Raw genomic sequence first — 18,547 nt, 5'->3', positions numbered from 1 at the left:
TGCTCACCTGAAAGGTTGGTCGCGACCTTTCGAATCGTACAAAAGCAAACGCCCCGAACAATGTCGGGGCGTCTGATGGGATCACTACCTGCATCAGCGAGTTTTCACACGCTCTGCATGGCCCGGTTTTTTATGGCCTGCACTTTGTTGACCTGGGCCGTACGGCTTTCACCATCTGCGGATACAATCGCCACAGCCCTGGCAGCTGCAAACAGATGGATCGGATGGCCGAGCGCAGGGTCGATAACAGACGCCGATGCGCAGCGATCTCGCTTGGTCACTGCCCAGCAAGTTGGCAAACTGCTTCTCTACCTCTTCAGCTCTCGCGCACCGGTACCCGATGATCATCAACGCACTGGTTTTTCTTGCCACCCTCACCGCCATGGAAGGCGTGGCCTATCTCGCCCACAAATACGTGATGCACGGTTGGGGCTGGGGCTGGCATCGCTCTCACCACGAGCCGCGCGAAGGCTGGTTCGAGAAGAACGACCTGTACGCCGCGGTGTTCGCCGGGCTGGCCATCGTGCTGATTGCTCTGGGCACCCAGGGTTGGCACCCGCTGGAGTGGATCGGCGCGGGCATGACCGCTTACGGCTTTCTGTATTTCGTCGTGCACGACGGCCTGGTGCATCACCGCTGGCCGTTTCGTTTCGTACCACGCAGCGGATATCTCAAGCGCCTTTATCAGGCGCATCTGATGCACCACGCGGTGGAGGGCAAGGAGCGCTGCGTGTCGTTCGGTTTTCTCTATGCGCCAACTACGGCGCGTCTGAAGGCGCAGCTGCGGGCGATGCATGATGGCCCGCTGCGCAAGCCGGATGCGGACGTTGCCACAGCTCAGCGGAACGAGCCGGCCAGCGCGCGAAGCGACTCGTGATCGCCTGCCAAAGGCCGATCGCCACCGCGCCGATCTTTTCCGCCTTGGAGGTGGAAATCCGCTCGTCCCAGGCGTGATCACCGGCTTCCAGCACCTTCATGCCAATCTGCCGATACACCCCCGCTGCCGTCGCCACCGCCCAGGCCGAGCGCCAGGGCAGGGCGCTCAGGCCTGCCTGAGCGCTGGCGTAGTAGGGCTCGGCCAGTTCGACCAGGCGCTGGCCGAGCATCGCCACCGCCGGGCGGTGATGGATATCCGCGACCCGGTCACGGGGCACCTGGTATTGCTCCAGCCATTGCTCGGGCAGGTAGCAGCGGCCCACGGCGGCATCGTCGATGATGTCACGGGCGATATTGGTCAGCTGGAACGCCAGGCCGAGGTCGCAGGCGCGATCCAGCGTCGCCTCGTCACGCGTGCCCATCACCCGCGCCATCATCAGGCCCACCACGCCGGCGACGTGGTAGCAGTACTCGAGGGTGTCATCGATGCTCAGGTAGCGGCGCTCCAGCACATCCATCTCGAAGCCAGCCAGGTGCTCGAGGGCGTGCTGTTGGGGGATGTCGTGGGCCAGCACCACCTGGCGAAAGGCGGCGAATGCCGGGTCGTCCAGAACGGCGCCGGCATAGACCGCTTGGGTCTGCGCCTTGAGATGTGCCAGACGCCGCTCGGCTTCTTCACGGCTGATGGAGACGGCGTCGTGTCCGGCCTCCTGACCGTCGATCACGTCATCGCAGTGGCGGCACCAGGCGTAGAGCATCACTGCACCGCGCCGGGTCTGCTCGTCGAACAGTTTGGAGGCGGCGGCGAAACTCTTCGAGCCTACGGCGATGCTCTGGTTGGCATGCTCGATCAGCGCGTCGTCCTGCGGCGCGCCCGTCATGGCAGCAGGTCCTCGAGCATCAGGCTGGCAGTGGCCTTGGCCGAACCGATCACGCCGGGCACTCCTGCGCCCGGGTGCGTGCCGGCGCCGACCAGATATACGTTATTGAGCTGGGCATCACGGTTGTGCGGGCGGAACCAGGCGCTCTGCTGCAGCACCGGCTCCAGCGAGAACGCCGAGCCCTGGTAGGCATGGAGCTCGTCGCGGAAGTCGTCAGGGGTGAAGATCCGGCAGGTCACCAGATCCTCACGCAGCCCCGGCATGTAGTGCTCTTCGAGGTAGGCGAGGATGCGATCCCGGTAGCGCGGGCCTTCCACGCTCCAGTCGATGGGCGCGTTGCCCAGGTGCGGCACCGGCGACAGCACGTAATGGCTGGAGCAGCCCTCGGGCGCCAGGCTCGGGTCGGTCACGCAGGGCGCATGCAGATAGAGCGAGAAATCCTCGGCCAGGGTCTGGCCCTTGAAGATTTCTTCGATCAGCTCGCGATAGCGCGGCCCGAAGCACACCGTGTGGTGCTGCAACTGGGGTTGTGGGCGCTTGAGGCCGAAATGGATCACGAACAGCGAGTTGCTGAAGCGTTTGCCCTTCAGGCGCTTGCCTTCCTGGCGCCCACGCGGGTGGCCGGCCAGCAGCTTATCGTAGGTGTGCACCACGTCGCCGTTGGAGGCCACGCTGTCGGCCTTGAAAAGACGGCCGTCCTGCAGGCGTACCCCAGTGGCGCGATTGCCCGTGGTGTCGATGGCCGCCACGTCGGCATTGAGTTCCAGCTGGCCGCCCAGGTCCTCGAACAGCTTGACCATGCCCTGCACCAGTGCGCCGGTGCCGCCCTTGGGAAACCACACGCCCCATTCGCGCTCCAGTGCGTGGATCAGCGTATAGATCGACGAAGTGGCGAACGGGTTGCCGCCTACCAGCAGCGAGTGAAAGGAGAACGCCTGGCGCAGTTTGTCGTGCTCGACGAAGCTCGACACCATCGAATAAACGCTGCGCCACGCCTGCAGGCGGGCCAATTGCGGGCCGACCTTGAGCATGTCGCCAACCGACAGGAATGGCACCGCGCCGAGCTTCAGGTAGCCTTCCTTGAACACGGCCTTGGAGTAGGCGAGGAAACGCTGGTAACCGGCCACGTCAGCCGGATTCAGGGTGGCGATCTGGCGATCCAGCTCGGCCTGGTCGTTGGCATAGTCGAACTGCGTGCCGTCTTCCCAGCACAGCCGATAGAACGGCGTAACCGGTAGCATCTCGACGTAATCAGCGAGCTTGCGACCGCTGAGAGCGTAAAGCTCCTCGATGGCGCTGGGGTCGGTGATCACCGTCGGGCCGGCATCGAAGGTGAAGCCCTGGTCGCGATAAACGTAGGCACGGCCGCCCGGCTGGTCACGCTTTTCCAGCAAGGTGGTCTGCACGCCGGCGCTCTGCAGGCGGATGGCCAGGGCCAGCCCGCCGAAACCCGCGCCGATGACGATGGCTGTTTTCGCTTGGTTCATGAACGCGTCTCGAAATGCCGAGGCGAGTGGCGCAGGGCCGCCCGCATGGCTTGATCAACAGGGACCGGCGGTTTGCCGATGAGAATTCGTGCGCGGTCGTACCAGGGGTTGCTGGCGGCGTAGAAACGCTCGATCAACCCGGCTGGCAGGCCGTAGAAACGTTGCATCACCTGCCAGCGGTCCTGCGGCCGACCGGCCAGGAACAGCATGCGGTTGAGCAGGCGATAGAAGCCCTGGTTACGCCATTCGCCACGGGCGTGCTCGCGCAAGTCGCGGGCCAGGGTGGCGGCATCTTGCAATCGATAGTTCACCAGCCACTCGGCCAGGCGCACGGCATGGGGGAGGGAATAGCCGGTGGTGCAGTGGAACAGCCCGGCGCGCAGGCCCGATTGCGGCTGGCCGGCGGCCTCGTCCCAGAACGCGTCGAAATCGCCGGCCAGGGTGATTGGCAGCACGCCCTGTTCCTCGCGCAGGCACTCGGCCACCTGCCAGCCATGCTGCTGCGCATATGCCGCGATGTGCTCGCGAAGCTGTTCGGTCGTGGCGCGGTGCTGGTCGACGTAGTGGGTGTCCTCGATCAGCAGCGTGTCGGCGGAAAAAGGCAGCACGTAGACGAACCGGTAGCCATCGCCCTGGGGCACTCGTGCGTCCATGATGATCGGCGCGGTCAGGCCGTGGGGCCGCTCCAGGCGCAGCAGCTGGCCGACGAAGGCCTGCTGGCCGAGTACCAGGTGGTTACTGGGGCGTGCACCGCGCCCGTCGATGACTGCACGTGCTTGCAGACGCTCGCCGTTTTCCAGGGTGACGTGAGTCGGGCTGATTTCGGTGATGCGGCAGCCGAGCCGCAGCCCGTCGCCCAGCGCCGGGGTCAGCACCTCGGCGAAACGTTCGCCGGTGATGCTCGCGTAGCCGCTGTTGAGGGCTCGCGACAGATAGGGGAACTGCACCTGGTAGCTGGGCCAGCGCTTTACCACCAGTGGCTCCAGCCAGCGGTGCTGGGTTTCGCTCAGGTCGCCGTCATGGAACGACCAGGTGTGATTACCGCCCAGGCTTTGCCGTTCTTCGATGCACAGTACCTTGAGGTCCGGGCGTTGCTGCTGCAGGCGCCAGGCGATCAGGCCGTTGGCGAGGCCGCCGCCGGCGAGAATCAGGTCATGGCTCATAGGGTGTGCGCCTGTGCGGTGGCATGGCTGACCACGGCAGCCTCGACGATATCGGCGGCCCGGGTGACGCCGCCGGCCCGCTGCAATTCATCGATCAGCGCATCGAAGCCCGGCAGCGGGCGCGCGAGCAATTCGCGCAGCGCCGCTTCGATACGGGCTGCGCTGGCACGTCGGCTCAGCTGGGTGCCGATCCCACGGTGCGCCACTCGCGCCGCGACGCCCGGCTGGTCGAAGGCGATCGGCATCACCAGCATTGGCGTACGCGCGACGATGGCATCCATCACGGTGTTCAGGCCGCCGTGGGTGATCACCGCGTCGGCGCGTTCCAGCGCCCATTGTTGCGGCGCGAAGTCGGTGACCCAGGTGGCGCCGCCGTCTATCAGGCGGCGCTCCTGGGCCGCATCGAGTTTGCCGCAGTGAGCGATCAGCAGTTGAGCGTCGAGGCGCCGACAGGCGTTGGCGATACGTTCGAACAGTTTGAAGCGGTCGCCCTGCAGGGTGCCCAGGCTGGCGAACAAGAACGGACGCGCGTCATCGATGGGCCATTCGCCCTGATGGGACGCAAGCGCGCCACGCAGCGGGCCGACCGCATGGAAATGCGCCGGCAACTGGCTGCGCGGAAAATCGAAACCGGCCAGGGTCTGGCTGATCTGCGCCAGCGGCGACAGGCAATCGTGCAAGTCCGTGCGCGGTGCAACGCCAAGGCGCAGCGCCGCCGAATGGATCACCTTGCCCAGTGGCTTCATCAGCCAGTCGTACACCTGGGTGCTGCCGCGGTACATGTGCTGGCTGCGCTCGTCGGTGCCGTAGGCGAAGGGCATCACCGGCAGGGGCAGGCCCGGCTCACGGTTGACCGGCAGTGCGCACGCCACCGAAATGAAGGGCAGGCCCAGGCTTTCCGCGACCAGTCCGCCGGCCGGCTCCATCTGGTCGCAGAGCAGGGCATCCACGCCGTTGTCGGCCAGGGCCTGGGGCAGCTCGTTGCAGAGCATGGCGGTGGTCGCGCCCATCTGCTTGATGATGCGCCGCAGGCCCCAGGGCGTATCGGGGTGGGCAGCCTGGTGCAGGGTGCGTTCCAGGCTGCCCGGTGGGTGACTGTTGGCGCCCACCGAGCGAAAGGCCACACGCGGGTCGCTGAGCCAGTGGGCGGCATCGGACTGATGAAAGAAGGTTACCCGGTGGCCGCGCCCGATCAGCTCGACGGCGAGGGCCTGCAGGGCCTGGAAGTGACTGTAGTAAGGCGGTGCGACAACGGCGAAGTGGGTCATGCTTGAGTCGTTCGCAAGGGGCCGTTTGGCAGCAGCGGCGCCTGGCGCAGTGCCGCCAGGTTGGCCGAGCCAGTGCAGAAGCAGGCGGTGCGCAGTTGGCGGATGACGATCTGGAAGTGCTCGACCACCGCCTCGGTCGACAGCGTGGCACCGGGCAGTGCGCCGGCCGCCTGGCCGACGATATCGGCGCCCAGGCGAATGGCCTTGGCGGCATCCACGCCATCGCGCACGCCACCGGAGGCGATCAATGCAACATCCGGTAATGCATTGCGTATCGCCTGCACGGCGCCGGCGGTGGGGATGCCCCAGTCGGCGAAGGCCATGGCCACGGCGCGGTCTGCGGCATTGGCCGCTCGCTCGCCTTCCACCGCCGCCCAACTGGTACCGCCGGCGCCGGCCACATCGATGACCTGCACGCCGGCCTCGACCAGTGAACGGGCCACCGCGGCCGACAGGCCCGCGCCGACTTCCTTGACGATCACCGGCACTTCCAGGCTGTCGACCACCCGGGCGATCTGCGTCAGCACACCACGCCAGTCACGGTCGCCCTCGGCCTGTACCGCTTCCTGCAGGGGGTTGAGGTGAATGATCAGGCCATTGGCCTGCAGGGCGTCGACCGCGCGGCGCGCCAGGTCGAGGCCGTCGGCCTCCAGCAACTGGGCAGCACCGATATTGGACAGCAGCACGATATCCGGGGCCAGGCGGCGCAGTTCGCGGGTCAGCCCTTGGTCGTTACCGGTCTGCAGGCTGACGCGCTGGGAGCCGACGCCCATGGCGATGCCCAGTTCCTGGGCCGCTTCGGCGAGATGTCGGTTGATGGCTTCGGAGCGCGCCGCGCCGCCGGTCATGGAGCTGATCAGCAGCGGTGCCTGCAACGCGGTGCCCAGCAGCGAGGTGCGCAGGTCGATGGCGGCGTGATCCAGTTCGGGGAGGGCGCAATGTTCGAATTGCACCTGCGACCAACCGGCGCTGATAGTGGCAGCGGCCTTGTGCCGATCCAGAACGATATCCAGATGATCATCCTTACGCCGACTAAGGTCGCTATTATTCATGCAGGCTCCATTGCGCCGGAATCATTTTGGTGTGCACACGGTCTTTGCAGAACGTAATAATCGAATAGCATGTCGATATCATCCTGCCCTGCCGGGCAGATTATCAGGCAACCGCTGGCATTAGACGTTCCAACATTACAAATCGGCTTTGGCTAAGATGATTTAGATGTCAGGATCGTACAAGGTCGTGACCCTCGGTAGGTAATACGTGCTCGCGTGCCGAGGCATACAGAAGAAGAGAATGAACGATGACAGCCTATGCGACTGCAACGATCGACAGCGGATTCACCGAACACCTGATGCAGCTGCGTGCGGCCGTCGACGATCGACTCGACGAATTGCTGCCGCCTGCCAGCAACGAGCGCGATCTGGTCGCTGCGGCGATCCGCGATGGCGCCCTGGCGCCGGGCAAGCGCATGCGCCCGCTGCTGTTGCTGCTCGCCGCCAATGGCCTGGGCGCCAACCAGCGTCAGGCGCTGGATCTGGCCTGCGCCATCGAGATGGTGCATGCCGCCTCACTGATTCTCGACGACATGCCCTGCATGGATAACGCTCAGCTGCGCCGTGGCCGACCTACCGTGCACCTGACGTTCGGTGAGGACATCGCCATCCTCGCCGCCGTGGCGCTGCTCTCTCGGGCTTTTGGCGTAGTGGCGTCGATCGATGGGTTGCGCCCGCTGGTGCGCACCCAGTTGGTGGAAATTCTCGCCAACACCATCGGCTCCCAAGGGTTGGTGCAAGGGCAATTGCAGGACCTGCGCGACGGCAAGCACGCGCGCAGCGAAGAGGAAATCGCCGCCACCAACAACCTCAAGACCGGGGTGCTGTTCAGCGCCATCATGGACATGGCTTTTCTGATCAGCGAGGCGCCCAAGCCCATGCGGGTAGTGCTGCAGCGCTTCGCCATCGAGCTGGGCCACGCCGTGCAGCTCTACGACGACCTGCAGGACATCAACCCCGCAAGCGACAAGGATCAGGGCAAGGACGACGGCAAGTCGACGCTCCTGGCCCTGCACGGTGAGCAGAAGGTGCGCGAGCGCCTCGACGGCCACCTGGCGCGGGCGCACATCTGCCTGGATGAGGCCTACCGCGGCGACATTTATATCGGCCGCTTTCTCGGCATGCTGTTCGGCTGATTACTGGGGCAGCGCTTCGAGCGCTGCCTGCAGGGCTGCGGCATCGCTGAAACGCTGTTCGCGCACCACGGTGCCATCTTCCACTTCCAGCCACTGCACGGTTTCGCGATCACCGTCGTAACGGCTGGCGACCCGGCCGGTCTGGTCGAGCATGATGCGGTACTTGGCCGAGCGCATGGCCGGCACCGCGACCATCTTGGCCAGCGACGGCATCTTCTCGATATCGGCCACGTAGACCACGTGGCGAGCGTCCAGGAAACCCTCCGGTTTCTCTTCCAGCGCGCCGTTCACCAGGCGAGCGGTGGACATGCTGCGCGCCACCAGCACCACGCGGGCGTTGTCGTCCAGGGTGTAGGCCTTCTCGAATTGATCCAGCAGGGTCCAGCGTGTCGGCGCGGGCGCATCGGTGGCCCAGGTAGAAGAACAGACAACACTGAACAACAGGACGCAAAGTCGTCTCATGGCAAGCCGCTCGGTAAAAAAGTGGCAGCACAATAGAGCGCCGTGGCCACCCTTGCCAAATGTTTTGCGCGCGAGTCCGAGGCAGAGCGCTGGCCGCGGGTAATCCTCACTGGCAACACGCAGCAAATCCGCATCCAAGACTACCTTTCGGGATAATTGTTAATTAGAATCGATCTCGTTATTGATCTTTCGTAACAGGTGTTTGCATGGGTGGGTTGGCTGTATCGAGTGAACGAGCGTTCAACGATCTGTACCGGGAGCATCGCAGCTGGCTGGAGCAGTGGCTCAGCCGCCGCATGGGCAACGGCTGGGACGCCGCCGACCTGAGTCAGGATGCCTTCATGCGCGTGCTGGCCGGTTCCCACGCGATCGGCGAGTTGCAGGAGCCGCGTGCCTATCTGAAAACCATCGGCAAACGCCTGCTGATCAACCTCTATAAACGCCGCAGCCTGGAACAGGCGTATATCGATGCGCTCGCGCAATTGCCCGAAGCCTGTGCGCCGTCGCCGGAAGAGCGCTGGCTGGTGCTGGAAACCCTGCAGGCCCTCGACGAGTTGCTCGATGGCTTGCCCCACGTGGTGCGCCGGGCCTTTCTGCTCAGCCAGCTCGAAGGTCTGGGTTATCGGGATATCGCCGAGCGCCTCGAGGTTTCCGAGCGCAGCGTCAAGCGTTACATGGTGCAGGCGTACGAGCACTGCCTGCTGGTCGAGCTGTGCTGAAACGGGAAGTCAGTGACGACACCCGCCGCGTCGCTCGCTCGGCGGCGCGCTGGCTGGCGCTGATCGAGTCCGGCGAGGCCAGCGAGCGGGATCACCAGGCGCTGCAGCGCTGGCGTGACGTGCACGCCAGCCACGAGCACGCCTGGCAGAAGATCCAGGCGCTGCGCTCGCGTTTCGGCGGGCTGCCACCGGAGCTGGCGATGGCCAGCCTGGATCGGCCCGATCAGGGGCGGCGGCGCATGCTCAAGGGCATGCTCGGTTTCGCCACCCTGGCGCCTGCCGCCTGGTTAATCAGCCGAGAATTGCCGCTCGACGCCTGGCGCGCCGACCTTGCCACACGGGTTGGCGAGCAGCGCCGGCTGACCCTGGCCGATGGCAGCGTGCTGGATATCAATACCGATTCTGCGCTGAATCTGGATGCCGGTGGGCGCCGGCTGACCTTGCTGCGTGGCGAGGTATCGCTGCGAGTGGCGGGCGGCGCGCCGTTCATCATCGAAACCGCCCAGGGTAGGGCGATGCTCGATGCTGGGGAGATCTGCGTGCATCAGCATGGCGACGCTTGCCAGTTTTCGCTGTTCAGTGGAACAGGGCAGTTGCAGCCGGACGCCTACGACACCCTGGCACTGCAGGCGGGGCAGCGGCTGACCCTACACGGCGGCCGCGTCGCATCCACCCAGGCGTTCGACGTGCGGCAGCTGGGTTGGCGCGACGGCGTGCTGATGGCCAACGATCAACCGCTGGGTGACTTCCTGCGCGAACTCGATCGTTATCGCCCAGGCGTGTTGCGCTGGTCGCCGGCCCTGGAAGCGTTGCGGGTGACCGGCAGTTTCCGCCTGGCCGACACCGATCAGATTCTCGATCTGCTGGCCGCCAGCCTGCCGCTGGACGTGCATAAACGCACCCGTTACTGGGTCACGTTGGTGCCACGCGAAAAAATTGTCTGAAGGCTGTCCCTTTTTTCTCACTCGCCTGTCATGGGAAGTAGTGAATTAAAAAGAGAGCGTCTGCCATGCCATCACTGACACGTCATCGGCCTCGTCTGGTGTCTTCGATTTCCTACTCCACCGTGTGCCTGAGCCTGATGCTCGGGCTGGGCAACATCGCGCCACTGGCCGCCCATGCACAAACCGCCGAGCGCACCTACCGCGTGCCGAGCAGCAGCCTCGGTGAGGCCCTGAGCCGTTTCGCCAGCCAGGCTGGGGTTAGCCTGTCGGTGGATCCGGCGCTGGTCAGCGGCCGCAGCAGCCAGGGGCTGTCCGGCACCTACAGCGTCGATGAAGGCTTCGCGCGTCTGCTGCAGGGCAGCGGCCTGCGCCTGCAGCCGGTCAGCGATTCGGCCTATACCATCGCGCCGGCCGCCGACCGTGCCGACACCATGGAAATCGCCCCCACCGCCATCACCGGGGTGACCATTCCCTCGGAAAGCCTGGAGGGCGAGCGCTACGCCGGTGGCCAGGTCGCCCGTCGCAGCTCTCAGGGGCTGCTGGGCTCGCGGGATTTCATGGAATCGCCGCTGAGCATGACCACCTACACCAGCGAGGCGGTGAAGAACACCCAGTCACGCACCCTGGCCGACCTCACGGCCAGCGACCCGGCGGTACGCTCCACCAACCCGGCGGGCGGTCGTTTCGAGCAGTTCACCATTCGCGGCTTCAGCCTGTTCAACAGCGACGTGTCCTACGGCGGGCTGTACGGCATCATGCCGACCTATTCCATCGACATGGAGATGGCCGACCGCGTCGACATCCTCCGCGGCCCGACCCAGCTGGTCAACGGCATTTCCCCGCGCGGTAGCGTCGGCGGCGGCATCAACGTCGTGCCTAAGCGCGCCACCGACAAACCGATCACCGAATTCACCGGCAGCTACGCCTCGGACAGCCAGGTGGGTGGCGCGGTGGACGTAGGCCGGCGTTTTGGCGAGGACAACCGCTTCGGCATCCGCTTCAACGGCGTCAAGCAATCCGGCGATACCGAATGGGATCATCAGAAGGTCAACCGCGAGATGGCCGTGGTGGGCCTCGACTTCCGCGATGAGCGCCTGCGCCTGTCGATGGATGTAGGCCATACCGAGCGCGATACCGATGCGCCGCAGGAGCGGGTGCTGGTTGGCGCCAATGCCCCGGTGCCGAGGGCCGACGACGTGCGTCATAACTACGCCCAGGCCTGGAGCAAGGCCGAGACCCGCGACACCTTCGGTGCGCTGCGTGGTGAATACGATATCGATGATTCTTTGATGGTTTATGGGGCCGTAGGTGCGCGCAAGAGCAATCACGACTTCCTGCGTCACAACGTTTCGATCACCAATGCTGCGGGAGATTTCAGCATCCAGCCCCGTGACTTCACCCGCGACGAAGACGTACGCACCGTCAACGCCGGTGTGCGTAAGTGGTTCCAGACCGGTCCGGTGAGCCACGAGGTCAATCTGGCTGCCGATTATTTCTCGATGGACTTCGAGAACGGCGGTGGGCGTTACGCCAACCGCCCAGGCAATCTTTACAACCCGATCACTACGCCAGAACCGACCGCACGAACCCGGACTGATGCGAAGATCTACACCGAGAACCGCTTCAGCGGCGTTGCCTTGTCCGACACCATGGGCTTTTTCGAAGACCGGATGCTGCTGACCCTCGGTGCGCGCTGGCAGCGGGTGAAGGTCGACGACTGGGAGAATGGCATCAAGGGCGAAACGTCCTACGACGAGGAAAAGTTCTCTCCGTCGGTTGGCGTGCTGTTCAAGGCTACCGATCAACTGTCGCTCTATGCCAACTACATGGAAGGCTTGAGCCAGGGCAAGATCGCGCCGTCGACCTCCAACAACGAGGACGAAATCTTTGCGCCCTTCATCAGCCGCCAGCTCGAAGCCGGTGCCAAGTATGACATGGGTAAGTTCGCGCTGACTGCCGCAGTATTTCGCATCAAACAGCCTGCTTACGAAACTGCGGCGCCACAGCCAGGTCAGACGCTGGGCACCTTCGGCCCTAGTGGTAAACGGGTTAACGATGGTATCGAATTGAACGTGTTCGGCGAGCCCATCGACGGATTCCGGCTGCTCGGCGGTGTGATGTACATCGACAGCAACCTGGAAGACACCAACAACGGCGGCGCCACCGACGGCAATCGCGCCCCGGCGACGCCCAAGTACAACGCCAACCTCGGCGCCGAATGGGACGTGCCAACCTTGGAGGGCCTGACTCTGACTGCGCGCAGCATGTACAGCAGTTCTCAATATCTGGATCAGGCCAATACCAAGGAAATTGACTCCTGGACGCGCTATGACGTGGGCGCGCGCTATGCCTTCAAGGTCAACGAGACCGATGTGACCCTGCGCGGCACCGTCGAGAACGTAGCCAATTCCCGGGACTGGATCTCCGCTGGCGCCTCGGACGACAGCGAGCCAGGCCTCACGCTCTCGACCCCACGTACCTTCGTGCTGTCGGCAACCCTCGGCTTCTGACCCGTCTTAGCACCTCCACAGCGAACGCCCGGCAACGGGCGCCCGCTGAACACAATAAAACCAACCATTCAGGGATGAAGCGGGACGCCTCGCAGAAGGCGCACCCGCATTCGGTATGACCTGCCGTTACTGACCGCCTTACTGATGAGTGCAGTGCTGACGACTTTCAACGGCTCCACCCGGAGCCTCGAACAGATAGAGGCGAGCACCATGTTGAGTGAACGTACCCTGCCGCTGGAGCGATCCGATCGCCAGGCGGTACACAGCAACAACGCGGATTACCTGGCACGCCAGGACCGCTTCGAATCCAATGTGCGCAGCTACCCGCGCAAGCTGCCCCTGGCCATCGCCAAGGCGCAGGGCGTGTGGGTGACCGATGTCGAGGGGCGCCGCTACCTCGATTGCCTGGCCGGGGCCGGAACCCTGGCGCTGGGCCACAACCATCCGGCCATCGTCGACAGCTTGTCGAGCTTCCTGGCCTCCGGGGTACCGATGCATACCCTGGACCTGACCACGCCGCTGAAGGACGCCTTCAGCGAAACCCTGCTGGGCGTGCTGCCGGCCAACGGCTATTGCCTGCAGTTCTGCGGGCCGTCTGGCGCCGATGCGGTGGAAGCCGCGCTCAAGCTGGCCAAGACGGTGACCCGGCGCAGCAACGTGATCGCCTTTTCCGGCGGCTACCACGGCATGACCCATGGCGCCCTGGCGGTGACCGGAAACACCGGCCCGAAGGATGCCGTGGCCTCGCTGATGCCCGGCGTGCAATTCATGCCGTACCCCCATGAATACCGTTGCCCGCTGGGCATCGGTGGCGAGGCGGGCGTGCAGGCGTTGTCCCATTACTTCACCCAGTTCATCGAGGACGTCGAAAGTGGCGTCAGTCTGCCGGCGGCGGTGATCGTCGAGGCGGTGCAGGGCGAGGGCGGTGCCAACCCGGCGCCCGATACCTGGCTGCGCACCTTGCGCGAGGTGACCCAGCGCCACGGCATCCTGTTGATCGTCGATGAAGTGCAGGCCGGCTTCGGCCGCACCGGGCGGATGTTCGCCTTCGAGCACGCCGGTATCGAGCCGGACATCATCGTCATGTCCAAGGCGGTCGGCGGCGGCCTGCCGCTGGCGGTGCTGGCCATCAAGCGCGAGTTCGACGCCTGGCAACCCGGTGCCCACACCGGCACCTTCCGTGGCAACCAGATGGCCATGGCCAGCGGCATGACCACCCTGCAGATCATCCAGCGCGACGAATTGGCCGACCAGGCCCGTGTGCGCGGCGACTGGCTGAAGGCGCGTCTGAATGCTCTGCGCGAGCGTTATCCGGCGATCGGCCAGGTGCGTGGCCGCGGGCTGATGCTGGGGCTGGAAATCGTCGACGAGCGCCAGAGCGCTGATGCACAAGGCGCCCATCCCATGGACGCCGCGCTGTCGGCGGCCATCCAGAGCGAATGCTTCAAGCAGGGCCTGCTGCTCGAGCGCGGCGGCCGACAGGGCAGCGTGATTCGCCTGCTGCCACCGTTGATCATCGATGAGGCGCAGTGCGCCGAGGTGGTCGCTCGTTTCGAGCGCGCGCTGGTCGCAGCGCTGGGAGGTGCCCGTGGCTGAGCAAACCGCACGCGCCACGCGTGCCTACCCGACCGCTTTCGAGGAAGCCGCCAACGTCACACGCATCGACTCGGTGCGCGGCAGCATGGCTCGGGTGATCAGCGAAATGGTTGCTACCCATGCCTTGCTCAACTGCCTGATCAAGGAATTCGCGCTGCCGGAAAACCGCGCCCGCTATGCCTGGCCGACCCATGTGCGCGGCATCGCGCCGGCCAATTACCTGCGCGCGATGCAGGGCAAGGGCCTGCCGCTGTTGATCGACCTGCCGGGTGATTGCCAGTTTCTGGTGCTGGTGGATCGTCGCGACCCGCTCGGCAGCCAGCGTTACCTCAGCGATCTGTATAAGCGCGAGGGGGATGGCGACTGGCATTGCCCGCCCTTCGCCGAGTTCGCCGCGCACCTGCTCGAGGCCTGCCAGCAGCTGACCGGCTCGCGCAATGACGAGTTGCTCGAACAGGTGATGCAGAGCCAGGGTGTGACCGCCGCCATCGTCGATCACGCCCTGCAGAGCGAGGGCAACGACCCGCTGCGTGACTACCTGGCCAGCGAGCAGGGCCTCTGGTTTGGCCACCCCAACCACCCGGCGCCCAAGGCTCGATTGTGGCCCGAGCACCTGGGCCAGCAGACCTATGCGCCGGAGTTCCGCGCACGGGTACCGCTGCATGTGCTCGAGGTTCCGCGTGACGGCTTGCAGCTGCGCGGCAATGGCCTGAGCGACGAGCAGGTGCTGGCCGGTTTCGCCGACCAGCGCCTGGCGCGCAGCGGGCGGGCGGTGATCGGCCTGCACCCGGTACAGGCCGAGCTGTTCCTGGCCGATGCGCGGGTCAAGGCGCTGGTCGCCAGCGGCGAGATCGTCGACCTCGGCCAGAAAGGCCCGCTGGCCAGCCCGACCGCGTCGATGCGCACCTGGTACGGCGAAGGCCGCGACTACTTCCTCAAGGGCTCGCTGAACGTGCGCATCACCAATTGCGTGCGCAAGAACGCCTGGTACGAGCTGGACAGCGCGCTGTTCATCGACCGCCTGTTCAGCCGCCTGCAACGTGAGCACGAGGCGACCATTGGTGGCGCCACCCTGGTCAGCGAGCCAGGTGCATTGAGCTGGGCGCCGGCAGGCAGCAGCGCCGAGGATGCACACTGGTTTCGCGAGCAGACCGGCGCCATCCTGCGTGAAAACTTCTGCCGCCACGCCGCGCCGCAATCCTGCCTGATGGCCGGCACGCTATTCGCCCGCAACCTGCAGCTGCGCCCGCTGATCCAGGGCTTCCTGCAACAACCGGGCGCTCGCAAGCCGAGCGACGATTACCTGCTGGACTGGTTCGAGGCCTACCAGGCGTTGTTGCTGCGCCCGGTGCTGGCGCTGTTCTTCAACCACGGCGTGGTGCTCGAGCCGCACCTGCAGAACGCCGTGCTGGTGCACGACAACGGCTGGCCGGCGCAGTTACTGCTGCGCGACTTCGAAGGCGTGAAGCTCACCGACCACCTGGGTGTGAATCACCTGGAGGAAGGCTTGGCCGAGCGCGTTCGTCAGTCGCTGACCTACACCCGCGAGCAGGGCTGGAAGCGCATCAGCTATTGCCTGTTCGTCAACAACCTCTCCGAGGCGATCCTGGCGCTGAGCTGGGAGCGACCGCACCTGGCCGCCGCCATGTGGCAGCGGGTCGAGCGGCAGTTGCAAGCGCTGCGCCGCGAGCTGGTGCGCCCGGCGCCCGAGCTGGAGGCCTTGCTGGCCGGTGAGCCGATCGCCTGCAAGACCAACCTCAAGGTACGCCTGTCGGCCCAGGCCGATCGGCATGCCGGTTACGTCAGGCTGACGTGCCCGTGGGCAGAGGAGGTGAGCCATGGATAAGCTGCCCGCCAGCGTACTGGATGCCATCGAACAGGCCCGCAGCCGTGCGGCCGATCCCATGGCGGTGTTCGTCTACGACCTCGACGCCCTGGCGCAGCACGTGCGCGAGGTGATGGCCGCGCTGCCGGCCGGTGTCGAGCTGTTTTACGCGATCAAGGCCAACAGCGAAGCGCCTATCCTGCGCACTTTGGCGCCGTTGGTAGACGGCTTCGAGATTTCCTCCGGTGGCGAGATCGAACGGCTGCAGGCGGCGTCCAGCGACCGGCCCTTCGTGTTTTCCGGGCCGGGCAAGCTGGACTCCGACTTCCGCGCCGCGCTGAACCAGGGCGTGGCGGCCATTCATGTCGAGAGCCTGGGCGAAATCGAGCGCCTGCAACGCATCGCCGCCGAGCTGGGCCGGGTGCAGGCGGTGTTCATCCGCATCAACCCGGAGCTGCCGGCCACGCTGTCCAGCCGCCTGGCCATGGCCGGCACGGCGACGCCGTTCGGCCTGGACGAGGCCGAGGCGCCAGAGGCGGTCAAGCGGGTGGAGGCCAGCAGCCACCTGCGCCTGCAGGGCTTTCATGTGCATGCGATGTCCCACCAGCAGCAGGTCGAGCGCCATGAACAGCTGCTCGATCTGTACCTGGAGCGCTGGGCACAGTGGAAGGCCCTGGCCGCTCGGCCCGAGACCGTTACCCACTTGAACGTCGGCGGCGGCATTGGCGTCGACTACCTGAGCGGCGAGCGCTTCGACTGGCCACGCCTGTGTCGTCACCTGGAGAGCCGCCTCGGGGCGTTGGCGGATGCGCCGGTGGTGCGTTTCGAGCCGGGGCGCTTCATCAGCGCGTACTGCGGCTATTACGCCATCGAGGTGCTGGACAGCAAATCCAGCCACGGCCAGCACTTTCTGATCTGCCGCGGCGGCACCCACCAGTTCCGCCTGCCGGTCGCCCAGGGCCACGATCATCCGGTGATCCATCTACCGGCGGCAGGCCGTGAACCGAGCGGCGTGTCGCGGCCCTATAGCGTGGTCGGCCAGCTGTGCACGCCCAAGGACGTGCTCAGCCGTGGTCGTCAATTGGTCGATCCGGCCGTTGGTGACCTGCTGGTGCTGCCCATGGCCGGCGCATACGGCTACAACATCTCCCACGCCGACTTCCTTTGTCATCCACGACCGGAGCAGGTGTTCGTCGGCCGAGGTGATGGCTGATGCTGGCGTCGCGTCGCCTGGTGGTCGTGGCGGTGATTCTTGGCACCACCACCGTGAGCCTCAACAACACCTCGTTGAACCCGGCATTGCCGGCCTTCATCGAGGCGTTCGCGCTGGGCCCGGTGATGGCCACGTGGATCGTCGCGGCGTTCATGGTGAGCATGGGCATGACCATGCCGCTGACGGGCTACCTGGCCCAGCGCGTAGGTCGCAAGTCAATGTACCTGGGCGGTCTGGCGCTGTTCATCGGCGGCTCGCTGCTCGGCGCCATGGCTGGCTCGATCGCCTGGGTGATCGCGGCGCGGGTGGTGCAGGGCATCGCCAGCGGGCTGATGATTCCGCTATCGCTGGCGATCATCTTCTCGGTCTATCCGAAAGGTGAGCGCGGCGCGGTGACCGGCTTGTGGGGCGCAGCGGTGATGCTTGCCCCGGCGGTCGGGCCGTTGTGCGGCAGCCTGGTGCTGCAGTGGTGCGACTGGCGCGCACTGTTCCTGGTCAACGTGCCCATCGGCCTGCTGGCCTTCGGCTTGGGCGTCAACGTGCTGCCGAAAAGCGAGGCGGGCGCCGCCAAGGCGTTCGACCTGGGCGGCTACCTGCTGGTCGCGGTCGGTATCGGCGTACTGATGATCACCGTGGGGCGGCTGCATGACCTGCAAGCGCTGTTTGATCCGTTCAACCTGCTTGGCCTGCTGCTGGCGGCGTTCTGCCTGGTGGCGTTCGTGCGCCATCAGTTGCGTCACCCGGCGCCCTTGCTGGAGCTGCGCATCTTCGCCCTGAAGGCCTACCGTTCCAGCGTGGTGATCGCCGTGGTGCAGTCCATCGGCATGTTCGAGTGCCTGGTGCTGGTGCCGCTGCTGGTGCAGATGGTGATGGGGCACAGCGCCATCTGGACCGGTATCGCACTGCTCTGTACCGCCTTGTCGGCCAGCCTGTTCGGCCACTTCGGCGGCCAGTTGCTGGATCGTCACGGGCCGCGTGGCATCGTCTGCGCCGGTTTGCTGTTGACCGGCCTGGCGACCTTCGCCCTGGGTACCATCGACCACGATGTCGGCATGCTCGCCATCTGCCTGCTGATGGTGGTGCGCGGCGCTGGCCTGGGGCTGTCCTACATGCCGGTGACCACCGCCGGGCTGGACGTGCTGCCCGAGGCGCTGATCACCCAGGGCGCGGCGATGAACAACATCTCCCGGCGCCTGCTGTCGTCCCTGGCCATCGTGCTGGCGTCGCTGTGGCTGCAGGTTCGCCTCGGGAATGACTGGGGGGCAGCCCATGCCGGCACTGCCAGTGCCGTTGGCGAAGTGTTCATCGCCACCGCCGTGCTGATCCTGCTCGCCCTGCCGTTCGCCTGGCGTTTTCCCCTTTCTAACGATGGCGCCGAGCCCGGCTCGGCCCTGTCCGAACACCGTTCATGAGGT

15 protein-coding genes are annotated in these 18,547 nt (G+C 65.5%); 9 read left to right on the top strand and 6 right to left on the bottom strand.

What is annotated here, in order from left to right:
* Positions 1 to 340 precede the first annotated feature (340 nt).
* Positions 341 to 877: a sterol desaturase family protein gene (locus tag BVH03_RS11055; RefSeq protein ID WP_075961203.1), complete on the top strand. Its 537-nt coding sequence runs from the start codon at positions 341 to 343 to the stop codon at positions 875 to 877.
* Here BVH03_RS11055 and crtB read toward each other — a convergent pair.
* From crtB to fni, 5 genes are read right to left on the bottom strand one after another with little or no spacing between them, the layout of a single operon-like run.
* Complete coding sequence (gene crtB, locus BVH03_RS11050; protein ID WP_075961202.1) at positions 759 to 1,757, bottom strand: 15-cis-phytoene synthase CrtB; 999 nt, start codon at positions 1,755 to 1,757, stop codon at positions 759 to 761. The genes BVH03_RS11055 and crtB overlap by 119 nt on opposite strands.
* Positions 1,754 to 3,244: a phytoene desaturase gene (locus tag BVH03_RS11045; protein WP_075961201.1), complete on the bottom strand. Its 1,491-nt coding sequence runs from the start codon at positions 3,242 to 3,244 to the stop codon at positions 1,754 to 1,756. The genes crtB and BVH03_RS11045 overlap by 4 nt, the downstream gene beginning before the upstream one ends.
* The gene (gene crtY / locus BVH03_RS11040; RefSeq protein ID WP_075961200.1) at positions 3,241 to 4,407 is read right to left on the bottom strand and encodes a lycopene beta-cyclase CrtY; all 1,167 of its coding nucleotides are present in this window, start codon (positions 4,405 to 4,407) and stop codon (positions 3,241 to 3,243) included. Before crtY ends, BVH03_RS11045 begins: the two co-directional genes overlap by 4 nt.
* Entirely contained in the window at positions 4,404 to 5,675 is a 1,272-nt protein-coding gene (locus tag BVH03_RS11035; protein WP_075961199.1) for a glycosyltransferase, read from the bottom strand. The genes crtY and BVH03_RS11035 overlap by 4 nt, the downstream gene beginning before the upstream one ends.
* Positions 5,672 to 6,727 (bottom strand): type 2 isopentenyl-diphosphate Delta-isomerase, encoded by a 1,056-nt coding sequence (gene fni / locus BVH03_RS11030; RefSeq protein WP_075961198.1) that lies wholly within the window; start codon positions 6,725 to 6,727, stop codon positions 5,672 to 5,674. The genes BVH03_RS11035 and fni overlap by 4 nt, the downstream gene beginning before the upstream one ends.
* Before the next feature lie 248 nt (positions 6,728 to 6,975).
* Here fni and BVH03_RS11025 point away from each other — a divergent pair, with 248 nt between their 5' ends.
* The gene (locus BVH03_RS11025) at positions 6,976 to 7,863 is read left to right on the top strand and encodes a polyprenyl synthetase family protein (RefSeq protein WP_075961197.1); all 888 of its coding nucleotides are present in this window, start codon (positions 6,976 to 6,978) and stop codon (positions 7,861 to 7,863) included.
* Here the strand turns inward: BVH03_RS11025 and BVH03_RS11020 are convergent, their stop codons facing one another.
* Positions 7,864 to 8,325 carry a hypothetical protein gene (locus BVH03_RS11020; protein ID WP_075961196.1) on the bottom strand — a complete coding sequence of 154 codons (462 nt, stop codon included), beginning with the start codon at positions 8,323 to 8,325 and terminating at the stop codon, positions 7,864 to 7,866.
* Between the two features lie 206 nt (positions 8,326 to 8,531).
* Here BVH03_RS11020 and BVH03_RS11015 point away from each other — a divergent pair, with 206 nt between their 5' ends.
* The 7 genes from BVH03_RS11015 to BVH03_RS10985 all read left to right on the top strand — a co-directional run bounded on the left by BVH03_RS11015 (position 8,532) and on the right by BVH03_RS10985 (position 18,544).
* Positions 8,532 to 9,044 carry a sigma-70 family RNA polymerase sigma factor gene (locus tag BVH03_RS11015; RefSeq protein ID WP_075961195.1) on the top strand — a complete coding sequence of 171 codons (513 nt, stop codon included), beginning with the start codon at positions 8,532 to 8,534 and terminating at the stop codon, positions 9,042 to 9,044.
* Entirely contained in the window at positions 9,038 to 9,988 is a 951-nt protein-coding gene (locus BVH03_RS11010) for a FecR domain-containing protein (protein ID WP_083640039.1), read from the top strand. The genes BVH03_RS11015 and BVH03_RS11010 overlap by 7 nt, the downstream gene beginning before the upstream one ends.
* Positions 9,989 to 10,053: 65 nt before the next feature.
* Positions 10,054 to 12,498, top strand: coding sequence for a TonB-dependent receptor (locus BVH03_RS11005; protein WP_075961194.1), 2,445 nt, complete (start codon positions 10,054 to 10,056; stop codon positions 12,496 to 12,498).
* Positions 12,499 to 12,708: 210 nt separating this feature from the next.
* On the top strand, positions 12,709 to 14,094 hold the full coding sequence (locus BVH03_RS11000) for a diaminobutyrate--2-oxoglutarate transaminase (RefSeq protein WP_075961193.1): 1,386 nt from the start codon (positions 12,709 to 12,711) through the stop codon (positions 14,092 to 14,094).
* A gap of 85 nt (positions 14,095 to 14,179) precedes the next feature.
* On the top strand, positions 14,180 to 15,940 hold the full coding sequence (locus BVH03_RS10995) for an IucA/IucC family siderophore biosynthesis protein (RefSeq protein WP_075961205.1): 1,761 nt from the start codon (positions 14,180 to 14,182) through the stop codon (positions 15,938 to 15,940).
* Positions 15,933 to 17,132, top strand: a complete 1,200-nt coding sequence (locus BVH03_RS10990) for a type III PLP-dependent enzyme (protein WP_075961192.1) — start codon at positions 15,933 to 15,935, stop codon at positions 17,130 to 17,132. The genes BVH03_RS10995 and BVH03_RS10990 overlap by 8 nt, the downstream gene beginning before the upstream one ends.
* Complete coding sequence (locus tag BVH03_RS10985) at positions 17,132 to 18,544, top strand: DHA2 family efflux MFS transporter permease subunit (RefSeq protein WP_075961191.1); 1,413 nt, start codon at positions 17,132 to 17,134, stop codon at positions 18,542 to 18,544. Before BVH03_RS10990 ends, BVH03_RS10985 begins: the two co-directional genes overlap by 1 nt.
* Positions 18,545 to 18,547 lie beyond the last annotated feature (3 nt).

Origin of the sequence: Pseudomonas sp. PA15(2017) (genome assembly GCF_001945395.1) — a bacterium.
In the GTDB taxonomy this organism is placed as follows: Bacteria; Pseudomonadota; Gammaproteobacteria; order Pseudomonadales; family Pseudomonadaceae; genus Aquipseudomonas.
The sequence above is the reverse complement of the archived record's forward strand: the minus strand, read 5'-3'. Positions and strand labels throughout refer to the sequence as shown.

Coding starts and splice junctions, on each gene's coding strand:
- BVH03_RS10990 (WP_075961192.1), top strand. CDS start 15,933: ATGGATAAGCTGCCCGCCAGCGTACTGGATGCCATCGAACAGGCCCGC.
- BVH03_RS11035 (WP_075961199.1), bottom strand. CDS start 5,675: ATGACCCACTTCGCCGTTGTCGCACCGCCTTACTACAGTCACTTCCAG.
- BVH03_RS10985 (WP_075961191.1), top strand. CDS start 17,132: ATGCTGGCGTCGCGTCGCCTGGTGGTCGTGGCGGTGATTCTTGGCACC.
- BVH03_RS11000 (WP_075961193.1), top strand. CDS start 12,709: ATGTTGAGTGAACGTACCCTGCCGCTGGAGCGATCCGATCGCCAGGCG.
- BVH03_RS10995 (WP_075961205.1), top strand. CDS start 14,180: ATGGCTCGGGTGATCAGCGAAATGGTTGCTACCCATGCCTTGCTCAAC.
- BVH03_RS11055 (WP_075961203.1), top strand. CDS start 341: ATGATCATCAACGCACTGGTTTTTCTTGCCACCCTCACCGCCATGGAA.
- BVH03_RS11005 (WP_075961194.1), top strand. CDS start 10,054: ATGCCATCACTGACACGTCATCGGCCTCGTCTGGTGTCTTCGATTTCC.
- BVH03_RS11045 (WP_075961201.1), bottom strand. CDS start 3,244: ATGAACCAAGCGAAAACAGCCATCGTCATCGGCGCGGGTTTCGGCGGG.
- BVH03_RS11025 (WP_075961197.1), top strand. CDS start 6,976: ATGACAGCCTATGCGACTGCAACGATCGACAGCGGATTCACCGAACAC.
- crtB (WP_075961202.1), bottom strand. CDS start 1,757: ATGACGGGCGCGCCGCAGGACGACGCGCTGATCGAGCATGCCAACCAG.
- BVH03_RS11020 (WP_075961196.1), bottom strand. CDS start 8,325: ATGAGACGACTTTGCGTCCTGTTGTTCAGTGTTGTCTGTTCTTCTACC.
- fni (WP_075961198.1), bottom strand. CDS start 6,727: ATGAATAATAGCGACCTTAGTCGGCGTAAGGATGATCATCTGGATATC.
- crtY (WP_075961200.1), bottom strand. CDS start 4,407: ATGAGCCATGACCTGATTCTCGCCGGCGGCGGCCTCGCCAACGGCCTG.
- BVH03_RS11015 (WP_075961195.1), top strand. CDS start 8,532: ATGGGTGGGTTGGCTGTATCGAGTGAACGAGCGTTCAACGATCTGTAC.